The sequence below is a fragment of the Pleomorphomonas sp. NRK KF1 genome (assembly GCF_023721755.1).
Lineage (GTDB): Bacteria > Pseudomonadota > Alphaproteobacteria > Rhizobiales > Pleomorphomonadaceae > Pleomorphomonas.
This window is the reverse complement of the sequence record NZ_JAMDLH010000004.1, coordinates 182671-196708: the sequence shown is the minus strand read 5'-3', so window position 1 is coordinate 196708 and position 14038 is coordinate 182671. Positions and strand designations below refer to the sequence as shown.

Genomic DNA, 14038 nt, shown 5'->3' with positions numbered 1-14038 from the left:
CGGTGAGGCCATGGGGCTTGCGAATGACGCGTTCAACGCTAAAAACATGACGAACAGGCCAAGCAGCGGAGCGCGACAGACCTGAAACAGTCCGAAGGAAAACCACCGGCGCCGGTTGCTCCGAGGTGCGGTTTTCTCGCCGACAGACCCAGAACAGAAACGAGGTAGGGCCTGATGCGGGTCGCGTTGATCGAGGACAATCTCGCGCTGAGAAGCAGTCTGGCAGATTTTCTGAGCGTGAAGGGGCATCAGGTCCACGAGGTTGGGGAGGCGATCGAGTTCTACCAGCTTCTGCGCAGTCAGAAGTTCGACGTGGCCGTCGTGGATATCAACCTGCCCGACTACGACGGTTTCTCGATTACGCGCTATCTCACGTCGAAACAACACTGCGCCGTCATCATCACCTCGGTGCGCGAAGCGCTGGAAGACCGGGTGAAGGGCTACGAGGCGGGCGCCGACATCTACATGACCAAGCCCGTCGACCCCGAGGAACTGGTGGCGGCGATCGAGATGATCGGTCGCCGGTTCAACGCCGAGCGCAAGGGCGAGGAGACGCCGCCGCCGGAGACGGGCGAGGGCTGGCGCGTCGACAACGACAGGCGCTGCCTGTGCGCGCCCAACGGCGAGCTGGCGCCGCTGACGGCGCGGGAAGTCCGCCTGCTGCGGGCGCTGGCCGAAAAGGATCGCAACATTCTCAACCGCCGCGACGTCGAGAATCTCATCGGCGAGGACGGGCAGATCAGCCGCGGCAGCCTCGACACCTTCCTCAGCCGCCTCCGGGCCAAGGTGCGCGACAAGACCGGGCTGGAGCTGCCGCTGGCGACCAACCGCAACCTCGGCTTCTCCTTCCTGGCGCCGATCGATACGCAGTAGGACGGCTGGCGTCCGGAGCGGTTCCGGCAACAGCCGAGGGGAACTATATCTCCCCTCGGTGCTCGCCCCGGTCAGGGACTGGGCGACGACATTTGCCGCCGCGCAGGGGTGTTCTTGTCGTTGCTGCCGTAGACGAGCCACGACGGCAGGTGCTTCCAGGCGGGCCGGCCGGCGCGTCTCCCGATCTCAGCCCTTGATGAAGGCCAGCACGTCGGCGTTGAAACGGTCGGCTTCGGTTTCGGCGAGGCCGTGCGAGGCGCCGGCGTAGACCTTCAGCGTCGAGCCGGCGACGAGCTTGGCGGCACGCTCGGCGGAAGCCTTGATCGGCACGATCTGGTCGTCGTCGCCGTGGATGATCAGCGTCGGCCTGTCGATGGCCTTGAGGTCGTCGGTGTAATCGACCTCGGAGAACTCGTGGACGCAGTCGTACTGGCCCTTGATGCCGCCTTGCAGGCCGATGCGGCGGAAGTTCTCGCGAAGGCCTTCGTTGACCGCCGCGCCGTCGCGGTTGAAGCCGTAGAAGGGGACGGTCAGGTCGTAGAAGAACTGCGAGCGGTTCTTGGCGGTGCCTTCGCGGATGCCGTCGAAGACGTCGAGCGGCGTGCCGTCCGGATTGGCCGGCGTCTTCAGCATCAGGGGCGGCACGGCGCCGACCAGAACCACCTTGGCGACGCGGGCGGTGCCGTGGCGGCCGATGTAGTGGGCAACTTCGCCGCCGCCGGTGGAGTGGCCGACCAGCACGACATCCTTGAGGTCGAGCGCCTCGATCAGCTCGGCGAGGTCGTCGGCGTAGCGGTCCATGTCGTTGCCGGTCCAGGTCTGGTCGGAACGGCCGTGGCCGCGGCGGTCATGGGCGACGACGCGGAAGCCGTTCTGGCCGAAGAACAGCATCTGCTGGTCCCAGGCGTCGGACGACAGCGGCCAGCCGTGCGAGAAGACGATGGGCTGCCCGGCGCCCCAATCCTTGTAGAAGAGCGTGGTGCCGTCGGTGGTGGTGAAGGTGCTCATGGCAATGTCCTCTGGGTTAGAAAGATTGTGTGCGATTTGTTTGCACGCGATCTATATGCCGAAGGCGAGAGCGGATGTCAATCGCTTGCGAATAGATCGCGCACGAATTATTTATGACAAGTGGCGTCCGCTGGCCGACAGTCGGGGCTAGAGGTCCGGAATCGCACGGAAGCCAAAAAAGATAGAGCGGGGCGGATGATGCTGCTATCGCTCGTCGCAAGCTGGAGAAACGCCGATGACCGCCACTGCCGATCCCGTCGCCGCGCCGCCGCGCATCGACGATCTCCTGTGCTTCTCGATCTATTCGGCCGGCCTCGCCTTCAACCAGCTCTACCGGCCGCTCCTCGAGGAGATCGGCCTCACCTATCCGCAGTTCCTGGTGATGGTGGCGCTGTGGGATCGCGACGGGCGGACGGTGAAGGAGGTCGGTGAGGCGCTCTATCTCGATTCCAGCACGTTGACGCCGCTGTTGAAGCGTCTGGAGGCGGCGGGCCTGATCTCGCGCAGCCGCAACCCGAACGACGAGCGGCAGGTGCTTCTTCGCGTCACCGATCAGGGCACCGCCCTCCGTCCGAAGGCGGCTGCCGTCGCCTGCGCCATCGTCGACACCGTCGGCATCAGCGCCGAGGCGGCCGGCGCCTTGCGGGCGGGGCTCGACGGCATCCGCGACAAGATCCACGGCCACACATGAAAACGGGCGCCGTTTGACCGGCGCCCGCATCGTTCTTTGCCTATGCGATGGCTTATGCCGCGTTGAGGCTCTTCACGAAGTCGCCGACTTCCTGCTGAAGCGCGGCGGACTGCTCGTTCAGCCGGTCGGACAGCGTCATCAGCTGGGTCGAGGCGGCGCCCGTCATCTCGGCGGCGGTGCTGACGCCGGAGATGTTGGAGGTGACGTCGGTGGTGCCGGCTGCCGCCCGCTGGGTGTTGCGGGCGATCTCGGAGGAGGCGGCGCCCTGTTCCTCGACGGCGCTGGCGATGGCGGCCGAGGAGTCCTGGATGTTGCCCACCGTCTTGACGATGCGGGAGATCGCCTCGACCGTGCCGCCGGTGGCCGACTGGATCTCGGTGATCTTGCGGCCGATCTCGTCGGTGGCCTTGGCGGTCTGGTCGGCCAGCTGCTTCACCTCCGAGGCCACGACCGCGAAGCCCTTGCCCGCTTCGCCGGCACGGGCGGCTTCGATCGTGGCGTTGAGCGCCAGAAGGTTGGTCTGGGCGGCGATGTTGGAGATCAGCGTCACCACCTCGCCGATCTGCTGGGCGGCCTGCGACAGCGTCTGGACGTTCTGCGAGCTGGTCTCGGCCTCCTTCGCCGCCTCGCGGGCGATGGTGGAGGAGTGGGTGATCTGCTCGGAGATCTCCTGGATCGAGGCCGACAGTTCCTCGGCGCCGGCAGCGACCGTCTGCACGTTGGTGGCCGCTTCCTCGGCCGCGCCGGTGACGGCCTGGGCCTGGCGGGCGGTCTCCTCGGCGGTGGCGGAGAGGTTGCGGGCGGCGTCGGCCACTTCCGTCGACGAGGCGCCGAAGCCGCTGGCGAGCTCCTGCATGCGGCTGACGAAGCGCTCGGCCCTCTCGGAGCGCTTGCGCATGGCGGCGTCCTCGGCGGCCTTGGCCGCTTCCTGCGCCTTGCGGGCCGTCTCGGCGTCGATGAGGCTGAGGCGGAAGGACTCGAGCCCGCCGGCCAGTTCGCCCACCTCGTCCTTGCGGCCGATGCCGAGGATGGAAATGTCGTAGTGGCCCGACTGCATCGTCTTCATGGCCTCGACCAGCTTGCCTATCGGCCGCGTCACGCCGGAGGTGAGCAGGAGGATGGCGAGGCCGATCACCACCACCACCATCAGGCCGATGAAGCCGAGCGTCGTCCAGACCGAGCTCCAGGAGGCGGCGGTGTTGGCCTCGCTCGCCGCCTGCGTTTCGGCCAGGAGAGCGGTGTTGATGACGATCGACTTCTTCTGAATGGCGACAATCCCGGGGTGGCACGTGCCGGTCAGGACCGCCAGAGCCTTGGCGTTCTCGGCGGCGTCGGTCGACTGGGACAGCTTGATGACCTCGCCGCAGGAACCGGCCATGATCTGCCGGATGTCCGACTGGATGCCTTCGAGCTCGACTTTCTTTCCGGGCGCGCCGGTCGCCGCGAGCCCCATGAACTTGTCGATTTCCGCGAGGGCGGCGTCGCGGGCGGCGGCCGCGGCCCGGTTGTCTTCCTCGGTGGTCGCGGCGGCGTTCCAGTAGAGGCTGGTGACGAGATCCGACACCGCCCGGTTGGAGCGGGCGAAGCTCAAGCTGGCCGCCGAGCCGCCGTTGAGCAACTGTCCGTAGCCGTTGTCGATGGCGACCATCTGGTAGACGGCGTAACCGCCGCCGGCCAGGGCACCCATCCCCAGAAGTACGAGTAAGGTAGACACTTTTGCCAAGATTGACAAATTTGCGTAAGTCAAAATGCCGCCCTCCAAAGTTCAGCCTGCACTTTTTGGTGGCAGTCTGGCGCCGGTAACAAATTTTGGGAAATCGTGGTTAATAAACATCTAAGCGGCCAAGTTATTTTATTGTCATTTCTCCCTATGTTACGCTTTTCGACTAATATCGAGGTCTGGATTCGGTGTCGCTGGCAGAGCTCGAAAAGTATTGGTCGATCCGACCCGTTCCGCTCTTCTTCTTCGTGACAGATGCTCGCACCGGCGCGGTTTTCCGCGCTTTTGTGCGGGTTTCGTCCTGGAGCCAGCCCCCGATAGGGCGCCGATCGCGGCGGATTCTCCGGCTGGCGGCAAGTTGTCGTGGCGTGGAGTCTCCGCTTGTCGTGTCAGAAAAAGCGGCGAAGCAACGCTATGGTCAAAACTGGCAGTACTTGTCGAATCATGTGAAATTGTTTCTATTTCGAAAGGAAATCAAAGCCATACGCGACATGTTTAGAACTCGCGTCGCTTTGGCGCCGGAGTTCAGATACCGGGGGGCGATCTGAAACATGAAGCAGGCGGCAGATCGTGACCCGGATCGGCTGATGCGCGCGATCCTCAGCCGCGCTCCGGTGGGCATCGCGGTGATCGACCATGGCGGTCACTATATCTCGGTCAACCCCACCTATGCCGAGATCTACGGCTATGCCGCCGACGACATGCTCGGCCAGAGCTTCCTGATGGTGTTCCCGGAGGATGCGCGCGACGCGGTGCTGGCGCGCCACCAGGATTTCCTGGACAACGGCGGCCATCTCGGCGGCGAGTGGGCGGTGGTTCGACGCGACGGTGCGCGCCTAACCGTGTGGTCGAGTTCCGTATCGTTTCCGTCCGGACGCGGCAAGCCCGACCGGCTGGTCTACGTGCTCGACATCACCGAGCACAAGAAGGCCCAGGAGCAGGAGCGCATCGCCGCCACCGTCTACCAGACCACGTCCGAGGCCATTCTGGTGGTCGACGCAGAGAGCCGCGTCATCTCGGTCAACCCCGCCTTCACCCGGCTGACCGGCTGGTCGCAGGCCGAGGTCGAGGGGCGCGATCCCGACATGTTCCGTTCCGACCGGCACGATCAGGCCTTCTATGACGAGATCTCGCTCACCGTGGAGTCGGAAGGGTTCTGGGCCGGCGAGCTATGGGACCAGCGCAAGTCGGGCGAGTATTATCTCCGGGAAACGACGATCACCGTCGTCAAGGACGCATTCGGCAAGATCAAAAACTACGTCATCGTGTTTTCCGACATCACCGCGCGCAAGTCGGCCGAGGACATCATCCGCTGGCAGGCCAACTACGATTCGGTCACCGGGCTGCCCAACCGGCACCTGTTCACCGACCGGCTGGCCGAAGGCGCGCGGCAGGCGAACGAGACCGGCCGGACGATGGCGCTCCTGATGATCGATCTCGATCGCTTCAAGGAGATCAACGACACGCTCGGCCATTCGGTGGGCGACCGATTGCTGGCCAAGGTGTCGGCCCGCCTTCAGGAGTGCGAGCGGCCGGGCGACACCATCGCCCGTGTCGGCGGCGACGAGTTCGCGCTCATTCTCAACGGCGTTTCGGACATCGCCGAGATCGAGGCGGCGGCGCGCGACGTGCTCAAGCGCTTCGAGGCGCCGGTCACCATCGACTACGAGCAGATGTTCGTCACCGCCAGCATCGGCATTTCGCTCTATCCCGGCGATACCCAGTCGCTGGAGGAGCTGTTCCGCAACGCCGACCAGGCGCTCTACGCCGCCAAGGCATTCGGGCGGAACTGCCTGCACTTCTTCACGCCGGCGCTGCAGCGGGCGGCCAACGTGCGCATGCGCCTTGCCAACGATCTCCGGCAGGCGATCACCGAGCGGCAGTTCGTCGTCCACTACCAGCCGGTGGTCGACCTCAAGACGGGGCGGATCGCCAAGGCGGAGGCGCTGGTGCGCTGGCAGCACCCGACGCGCGGCCTCGTCAGTCCGGGCACCTTCATTCCGCTGGCCGAGGAGACCGGGCTGATCGTGCCTCTGGGCGACTGGGTGGCGCGGCAGGCCATCGCCCAGGTGGCGCGCTGCCGCGCCGTCTACGCCGCCGATTTCCAGATGGCGATCAACCAGTCGCCGACGCAGTTCCGCAACTCCGCCTTCTCTGGCCTTGGCTGGGTGGGCGAACTGGCCCGGCACGGGCTGACCGGCTCTGCCATCTGCCTGGAGATCACCGAGGGCCTGCTGCTCAACGCCGAGCCGCAGATCATGTCCAACCTGATCGCCTTCCGCGACGCCGGCATCGAGATCGCCATCGACGACTTCGGCACCGGCTATTCGTCGCTCGCCTACCTCCGGCGGTTCGACATCGACACGCTGAAGGTCGACCGCTCCTTCGTGGCCGAGCTCGACGGCGCCGGCCTCGACATCTGCGAGGCGATCATCGTCATGGCCCACCGGCTGGGGCTTCAGGTGGTGGCCGAGGGCGTGGAAACCGCGCAGCAGCGCGACATCCTCAAGTCGATCGGCTGCGACTACGCCCAGGGCTACCTGTTCGCCCCGGCGCTGCCGCCCGCCGCCTTCGAGGCGATGCTGGCCAAGCAGGACAAGGCGCCCGAGTCCGAGACCGAGACCGGCGCCGACCACCGGGCGGCATCGGCCGAGTAGGGCAGGGAACGGTTGCCGCGGCGGCGCATCTTCCGTAACGATCCTGTTTTCGGGCGATGCCCGGCGCGGGAGGCCGAATCATGATGCTTGAGACCGACGGGTGGAGCGAGGTCCGGCTTGCCGACGCACGGTGCTTCGAGATGGCGTCCGAGGCGACGGGCGAGACCTATCGCGTCCTGGTGCGCATTCCCTCCGAGCCGCCGCCGCCCGGCGGCTACCCGGCCCTCTGGATGCTCGACGGCGACGCCAGCTTTCCGCTCTGCCTGCCCCAGGCCATCCAGCCGGCCTCCGGCCGCGAGGACCCCGGCGTGATCGTCGCCGTGGGCTTTCCCGGCGGGGCGAGCTTCGACGTCGACGCCCGGGCGCGCAACTACACGCCGGAGCCGGACGGCGACACCGGCGATCTCCACTCGCCGGCCTTCGGCGGTGCGGCCGGCTTCCTGCGCTTCCTCACCGAGGAGCTGCGGCCGGCCATCGCCGCCCGCCTGCCGCTCGACGAGAAGAGGCAGACGCTGTTCGGCTTTTCCTATGGCGGCCTCTTCACGGTGTTCGCAGCGCTCGGCGATCACGGTCGCTTCCAGCGCTACTGGGCGGCCAGCCCGTCGCTGTGGTTCTCGGGCGGCCTGCTCTTGCGCCGCATGCGCGCGGCGGCACCGGTGGTGGCCGGCGAGCGGCTGGTGCTGACCGTCGGCCGCGACGAACAATATCCCGCCCGCGATCCCGGCGAAGAGCGCCGCCGCCATCTCGACCGCCGGGCCATGGTCGATGGCGTCACCGAAGCCGCCGTGCTGATCACCGCCGCCAACCCCGACCTCCGCACCGAACTGATCGTCGCCGCCGACCACGACCACTTCGACATGCTCATGCACGGCGCCCGCCGCGCCCGCCGGCTGGCGTTCTGCCGGCCCTGAATGGCGAAAGGGGGCGATGCGCCATACAAGGCGAGGCTCCCGAGGTTGCTGACCGACATCGGGCGTAACAGGCGCAACTCCAGCATAGACGCGATAGAGCCGGATATCACTGCCTCGCCCTTTCCGGCCTGAGGTCCTGCGCCTTCGCGCAGGATGACGACCTATATTGTTGTTTTCATTTATATAAATTGTCATCCTGCGCGAAGGCGCAGGACCTCAGGCAGGATGGAGCGCGACGCCGATATCGCGCTCCCGCGCTCCTTTCCGGCCCTGAAGCGCCGAAAGGGGCGACCCGGAGGCCGCCCCTTCTTGTTCGAACGTCTTGGTCTCTGTCAGAACGTCGTCGCGAGCTTGAAGGAGACGCTGCGGGGTTCGCCGTAGAAGTTGAACACCGAGGTGCCGCCGACGCGCTCGTAGTATTTCTCGTCGAACAGGTTGTTGACGGTCAGCGTCGCCGTGACGTTGTCGCTGAACTTGTAGCCGGCCTGCAGGTCGACCACCGCGTAGGCTGGGGCCTCTATGGTGGTGGCGCTGGCGACGCCGGTGCCGGAGTTGACGGATCTCGCCACGTTCTTGAACGAGGAGAACACCTTGACGCCGCCGCCGACGAACAGGCCGTCGGTCCAGTCGCCGCGCCCGTCGAAGGTGTACTTGGTCCACAGCTGCAGCATGTGCTCGGGGGTGTAGAACTCCGAGCCGGCGGCCCGCGTCGTGTTCTTGTACTCGGTGTCGGTGTAGGTGTAGCCGAGCGCCACCTCCCAGTTCTCCATCACCTCGCCGCTCACCTCGGCCTCGAAGCCCCTGAGGTGGGCCTTGCCGAGCCCGAGATAGCTGCCGAGGTTGTCCGGGTCGGAGATGGCGCGGTTCTCGTCGTTGAGGTCGAACAGCGCCAGCGAGGCGTTGACGCCGTCGAACAGCTCGGCCTTAAGGCCGACTTCGAACTGGCGGCCGGTGCGCGGGTCGAGGAGGTTGCCGGAGACGTCGGTCGCCGTCTGCGGCTGGAACACCTCGGTGTAGCTGCCATAGACCGAGACGTCGTCGGTGAGGTCGTAGACGATGCCGGCATAGGGCGTGAACTTGCCCTTCTCGCTCGACGACGTGCTGCCCGAGGTGGTCTCGAACCAGGAGAAACGTCCGCCGCCGATCAGCGTCAGCGGGTCGATGGGCTTGACGCGCAGCTGGCCGTAGAGGCCCCACTGCGTGAGGTCGGTTTCGGTGGCCGCGCCGTAGGTGACGGTCGGCTTGGCGAGGTCGTCGTTCCAGTCGTAGATGTTCTGGTCGCCGGCGATGGTGCCGGTGGCGCTCCGGAGCGAGCTGTCGGTGGTGCGGTAGTCGGCGCCGGCGATGATGTTGTGTTCCTGGCCGAACAGCTCGAACGGCTTGGAGACGTGGGCGTCGAGCGACACCGAGTCCTGGCTGTAGTCGCGGGCGAGCCAGCGGGTGTCGGCCGAGCCGTTGATGTCGCCGTTGGCGAGCGCGTAGCTCGACGCGTAGGCGTAGAGGAAATCGACGTCGACGTGCGAATAGAGCGCCGATACCTTGGCGTGGCCGCCGTCGTCGAACTTGTGCTCGACCTCGGCGATGTAGTCGGTGACGTTGTTCTCGAAGTTGTTCCACTTGGCGCCGGTGTAGGTGGAGCGGTCGAGATCGAGCAGCGTGCCGTCGGCCAGCGTCGGCAGGCCGTTGAACGGCGTGATGTCGCGCTGGCGGTGGTTGATGGTCAGCGTCGCCGTGGTGTTGTCGGTGATGTCGGCGGCGACGGTGCCGTAGGCGACGGCCACCTTGTTGTCGACCGTGTCGACCCAGCTGTCCTTGGCCGACAGCGCGCCGACGAGGCGGCCGCGCACGCTGCCCGACTGGTTGAGCGGGCCGGTGATGTCGCCCTCGATGCGCTTGCCCTTCCAGGTATCGAAGATGGTGTTGACCTGGGTCTTGTACTGGTCGGAGGCCTGCTTCAGGCGCATGTTGATGGCGCCGCCCGGCTCCGAGGCGCCGCCGAACAGGCCGGCCGGGCCGCGCAGGATCTCGATGTGGTCGACGGTGGCCATGTCGGGCTGGGTGCCGTAGATCGAGGAGACCGGCGTCGGCAGGCCGTTGAGGTAGAGGTAGTCGTATTCGAAGCCGCGCGAGAAGAGGCTGGAGCGGCCGTCGTCGTTACTGAGCACCACGACGCCCGGCGTCTTGCGCAGCACGGTGTCGAGCGAGGTGAAGTTGCCGTCGTCCATGCGCTTGCGGGTGACGACGGTGGACGACTGCGGCACCTCGCGCAGCGGGCGGGTGTCCTTGTCGCCGACCGAGACCAGCTTGGAGGCGTAGCTGCCGCTGCCTTCGGTCTCGTAGGTGGCGCCCTCGACGACGATGGGCTCCAGCTCGGTGGCGTCGGCCATGTCGGCGGTGGCGGTCGGCTCCTGGGCCTTCACGGCGGAGATCGTGCCGGCCAGCATGGTCGTCGCCAGGAGAACGCGGGCGATGCCATAGGCCCGGCAGGTGCTTGTAAAGTCGCTCATCCATACCCCCAAAGACGGCGGAGCCCCTCCGCCGCGCCGCGGCCGGCCTTCCGCGCGGAGGGCCGCTTGCCGCGACAAAACTTGACTGTGAGATCGCTCTATTTCTATAGGTGGTCGGGATGGCGTCCGCTGTCGTTAACCGGTCAGAAACTTATGCAGGAGGCTCAAGTGAGTGGCGTGCCGACCCCTTCGCCCAGCGCCTCCGGCAACCCGGTTTTGACCCGGCGCGCCTTGCGCACGCAGGGCGTGCGACTCCTGGACGACGGGCGGCAGGGCGACGAGGTGGTGGCCTGCGGGCTCGTCGGCGCGGTGCGCATGGAGTCGGGCATTTACGCCAACTTCGGCCGGCGCATGCAGATCAGCGACCTCGAAATGGAGGTGCCGCTCAAGGAAGAGGTGACGATCAAGATCTTCCTGGAAGGCCACGTCGAGGCGTCGATCGACGGCGAGCCGATTCCCATGCCGCGCCGCACCGCGCAGGGCCGCTGGGTGCCCTCGGCGATCATCGCCTCGCATCGGGAGGGCGCGCGGCTGCGCCGCACGGCGCGCAAGGGGCAGTATCTCGACAAGATGGTGATCGGCCTGCCGCGCGACTGGCTGAGGCGCTGGCAGGGCTTTGCCGACACGCCGGCCGGCCTGCAGACGCTGATCGACGGTCGTCCCGGCTTCTGGCGCTGGCAGCCGAGCTCGCGCGTCGAATTCCTGGTGCGGCAGATGTTCGACATCGCCGCCCGCAAGCCGGCTTTCGCCACCATGCAGCTGGAAAGCCATACCATGGCGATCGTCTCGGAGGCCCTTGGCGACACCTTCGCCTCGGGCGCCGACGCGGTGGCCGCGCCGGGCGGGCTGACGGCCACCGAGCAGCAGCGGCTCTATGCGCTGGTCAAATGCATCGACCGCAAGCCCGGCTGCGAATTGTGCCTGACCGACGTGGTGGGCGAACTCGCCACCAGCCCGGCGACGCTGCAGCGACTGGTGCGCAAGGCGCACAACTGCTCGTTGGCCGAGTTCATTCGCAACAAGTATCTCGACGACGCCCGGCAGGCGCTGATGTTCACCGACCGGCCGATCTCCGACATCGCCTACGCCGCCGGCTACACGCACCTCTCCAACTTCACCGCCGCCTTCCGCCGCCGGTTCGGCCACCCACCGTCGCAGTTGCGGCGGCAGGGCGCAACATAGGGTCGAGGCCGCTCACCAGACGAGATCGACGGCGGTGTCGACCGCCCGCCGGGTCCCCTTGACCACGGCGCCGGAGAAGACTTCAGCCCTGTCGACCAGCACCTTGCCCTTGTCGAGGGCGACGCCGAGCGGCCCGCGTGGCGGTGGCGCGGGAGCGGGCTCGCCGCCGGCGGCTTCGAGCGGCAGCGGGGTTATGGGCGTCGAGGAAGCGACCGGCAGTGGCGCGGGCAGTGGCGGCGGCGCCACGCCGGCCGCCAGCGGATCGCGCGTCTCGCAGGCGGGCAGGCAGCTGTCGAAGTGGGCGACGCCGGCCGGGGTCGTCTCGCGCACCCGGAAAATCGTGCTGACGGCGCTCTTGGGTTTCAGGACGGGCTTGTCGGGCGGCAGCGGCGCGATCGGTTGATCGGCCGTGATCGGCAGGTCGAGCGAGGCGGTGGTCAGCGGCGTTCCGCCGACGCTGGCGACGCCGGAGGCCTCGAAAGGTTGGGCGACTTCGGCGGAGGGCGGCGTCGTCGCGGCCAGGCGTGGCGCGGCCTGCTGGCTGCCGACCACGAAAACCGCCCCGGCGCAGGCGGCGCCGACGCCGATGCCCAGCGCCCACTGCCAGAAGATCACCGTGGAGGCGAAACGCCCCGATCGACCGCTGCTGACCATCTCGATGTCCTCGGAAAAACGTCGGAGGATCGAGTGTTCGCACGGATTCGTGGCTTTTTGTTTCGGCGAGATGGGCGAAATCGGGGCAATGTTTGACGTTGTGTTGCGGCCCGATCAGGGCGCGCCGTCACCGTGGCTGTCGCGCTCGACCCAGACCATGCGGTCGAGCAGCCAGAGCTTGGAGAGCATGGCGACGGCAAGGCCGGTGCCGGTCAGCGGCAGGTCGAGGAGGATGAGGCCGGCGAGGAGGATAACAGCACCGGCGACGCCGAGCGCGGTCAGGGCCCGGACGACGGGCCGATGGTGGGCAAGCGCGGGGTCCTGGCTACGGGCGAGCCAGATGCGCTCGCCGATGACGCCGCGCGACATCCAGTTGTCGGTCGAGGCCGGCGGCGGGAAGAGGCGTGGGTTGAGCCAGGTCCAGGCGAGCACCAGCGCTATGGGCGCCAGCGCCCACCAGTCGATCCACACCCGGCTCCAGGCGGCGAGCGCCAGAAGCGGCAGGACGGACAGGCGCGACCAGCCGCTCCAGGGGTTGGTGTGCCGCGACCATGCGGCATCGCTCATGCCCATCATGGTTTCGGCGGCGCGGAAGCTCTTGTCCTGATCCATGCCCGCCATTCTAGAGCAGTTCCAGCAAAAGTGGGTACCGGTTTTGCGTCCGGAACTGCGTCTTAACAAAGAGATAGAGTTTTTCCGGTGAACCCAAGTTCACCGGGAGAACTCTAGGGCAACACCAGCAAAAGCGGCACCCGATTTTGCGTCGGGAACTGGAAATAGGGTCTCAGTATGGTCCAGATAGCAAAAAGACCGGGCGAACCTGGTCTTCTCTCTAGTGCCTCGATGATCAGTGCCAGTACATCCGTGGTCAAAGACCAGAAGCACAAGTGGAGTTTCGAAACTCACAGTCAGTCATGTGGGCGGTGTCGATCGAAATTCAAGGGGCGGAGCGTTCCTGTCCCTGAAATTGGCCGATCAAGCTTGCGCCGGGCTGGCCGTGGCGACTCCGACAATCAGGCGGCGCGGATGTTCTGCGCGGCGTTGCGGCCGGTCCGGCTGTCCTGGACGATATCGAAGCTCACCTTCTGGCCGTCGCTGAGCGAGGTCATGCCGGACTGCTCGACGGCGGAGATGTGGACGAACACGTCCGGCTGGCCGCTGCCGACTTCGATGAAGCCGAAACCCTTGACCGAATTGAAGAACTTGACGGTGCCGTCGCTCGTGGAGATATTCCTTGCAATTTGCATGATTACTCGTCGCCCGGCATGGTGCCGAACGTGATTATTTGCGACATTTAAAAGGAAGATCGTAATGGCGCCTGGGCGCTGAAACAACGTTTGTCAACAAGATCGACGCTGGATACATATACCAAAACGGAATATTACACAAGCGCCGCCTTTAATATTGTACTGAAGCCGAGCTTGGCCCTTCAATTCTCTGGACTGTTCGAGGGAATGTCAGGGCCGCTCGGAGTGTCGACGGCAGGGCCGCTCAGGACTGCGGGGCCGCGGCCACCGGCATCACGGCCGGACGCGGACGGGCCGGACGTTCCTTCGGCTTGGGCATCGGCAGCAGGCCGTCGCGCTGGGCCTTCTTGCGGGCGAGCTTGCGCGAGCGCCGGATGGCGTCGGCCTGTTCGCGCTTGCGCTTTTCCGAGGGCTTCTCATAGGCGCGGTGCGCCTTCATTTCGCGGAGGACGCCCTCTCGCTGCAGCTTTTTCTTGAGGACGCGAAGAGCCTGATCGACGTTATTGTCTCGTACGAGAACCTGCACTGAGTTTCCGATCCTTTGGGAGAGCAGAGGCACCGCTCCGGAAGCGGCGATCGACTGGCTCC

General features: G+C 66.2%; 12 protein-coding genes. 5 read left to right on the top strand and 7 right to left on the bottom strand.

All coding sequences use genetic code 11. The features are described 5' to 3' along the window. The first annotated feature begins 174 nt into the window (after positions 1–174). On the top strand, positions 175–873 hold the full coding sequence (locus M4J39_RS12345) for a response regulator transcription factor (protein WP_251728255.1): 699 nt from the start codon (positions 175–177) through the stop codon (positions 871–873). Positions 874–1059: 186 nt separating this feature from the next. Here M4J39_RS12345 and M4J39_RS12340 read toward each other — a convergent pair whose 3' ends face one another. Continuing rightward, positions 1060–1881 carry an alpha/beta fold hydrolase gene (locus tag M4J39_RS12340; protein ID WP_251728254.1) on the bottom strand — a complete coding sequence of 274 codons (822 nt, stop codon included), beginning with the start codon at positions 1879–1881 and terminating at the stop codon, positions 1060–1062. A 235-nt stretch (positions 1882–2116) separates the two neighbouring features. On the opposite strand from M4J39_RS12340, the gene M4J39_RS12335 reads away from it, so the two are divergent. Then, on the top strand, positions 2117–2572 hold the full coding sequence (locus M4J39_RS12335; RefSeq protein WP_251728253.1) for a MarR family winged helix-turn-helix transcriptional regulator: 456 nt from the start codon (positions 2117–2119) through the stop codon (positions 2570–2572). Between the two features lie 52 nt (positions 2573–2624). On the opposite strand, the gene M4J39_RS22920 is transcribed toward M4J39_RS12335, so the two are convergent. Further along, positions 2625–4259: a methyl-accepting chemotaxis protein gene (locus tag M4J39_RS22920; RefSeq protein ID WP_256469741.1), complete on the bottom strand. Its 1635-nt coding sequence runs from the start codon at positions 4257–4259 to the stop codon at positions 2625–2627. Between the two features lie 620 nt (positions 4260–4879). On the opposite strand from M4J39_RS22920, the gene M4J39_RS12325 reads away from it, so the two are divergent. Both M4J39_RS12325 and M4J39_RS12320 read left to right on the top strand, forming a co-directional pair. Beyond that, a complete protein-coding gene (locus tag M4J39_RS12325) occupies positions 4880–6949 on the top strand; it encodes a bifunctional diguanylate cyclase/phosphodiesterase (protein ID WP_251728252.1) in 2070 nt (689 codons plus the stop codon). Positions 6950–7029: 80 nt separating this feature from the next. Next, positions 7030–7860 (top strand): alpha/beta hydrolase, encoded by an 831-nt coding sequence (locus tag M4J39_RS12320; protein ID WP_251728251.1) that lies wholly within the window; start codon positions 7030–7032, stop codon positions 7858–7860. Between the two features lie 332 nt (positions 7861–8192). On the opposite strand, the gene M4J39_RS12315 is transcribed toward M4J39_RS12320, so the two are convergent. Continuing rightward, positions 8193–10367, bottom strand: coding sequence for a TonB-dependent siderophore receptor (locus M4J39_RS12315; RefSeq protein WP_251728250.1), 2175 nt, complete (start codon positions 10365–10367; stop codon positions 8193–8195). 168 nt (positions 10368–10535) lie between these two features. Between M4J39_RS12315 and M4J39_RS23075 the strand changes: the two genes are divergently transcribed. Next, positions 10536–11549 (top strand): helix-turn-helix domain-containing protein, encoded by a 1014-nt coding sequence (locus M4J39_RS23075; RefSeq protein ID WP_251728249.1) that lies wholly within the window; start codon positions 10536–10538, stop codon positions 11547–11549. 12 nt (positions 11550–11561) lie between these two features. Here M4J39_RS23075 and M4J39_RS12305 read toward each other — a convergent pair whose 3' ends face one another. The 4 genes from M4J39_RS12305 to rpsU all read right to left on the bottom strand — a co-directional run bounded on the left by M4J39_RS12305 (position 11562) and on the right by rpsU (position 13976). Further along, complete coding sequence (locus M4J39_RS12305) at positions 11562–12203, bottom strand: hypothetical protein (RefSeq protein ID WP_251728248.1); 642 nt, start codon at positions 12201–12203, stop codon at positions 11562–11564. A gap of 114 nt (positions 12204–12317) precedes the next feature. Beyond that, complete coding sequence (locus M4J39_RS12300; protein WP_251728247.1) at positions 12318–12815, bottom strand: DUF6653 family protein; 498 nt, start codon at positions 12813–12815, stop codon at positions 12318–12320. A gap of 401 nt (positions 12816–13216) precedes the next feature. Beyond that, positions 13217–13450: a cold-shock protein gene (locus M4J39_RS12295; protein ID WP_251728246.1), complete on the bottom strand. Its 234-nt coding sequence runs from the start codon at positions 13448–13450 to the stop codon at positions 13217–13219. Positions 13451–13694: 244 nt separating this feature from the next. Next, complete coding sequence (gene rpsU / locus M4J39_RS12290) at positions 13695–13976, bottom strand: 30S ribosomal protein S21 (RefSeq protein ID WP_251728245.1); 282 nt, start codon at positions 13974–13976, stop codon at positions 13695–13697. Positions 13977–14038: the final 62 nt, after the last annotated feature.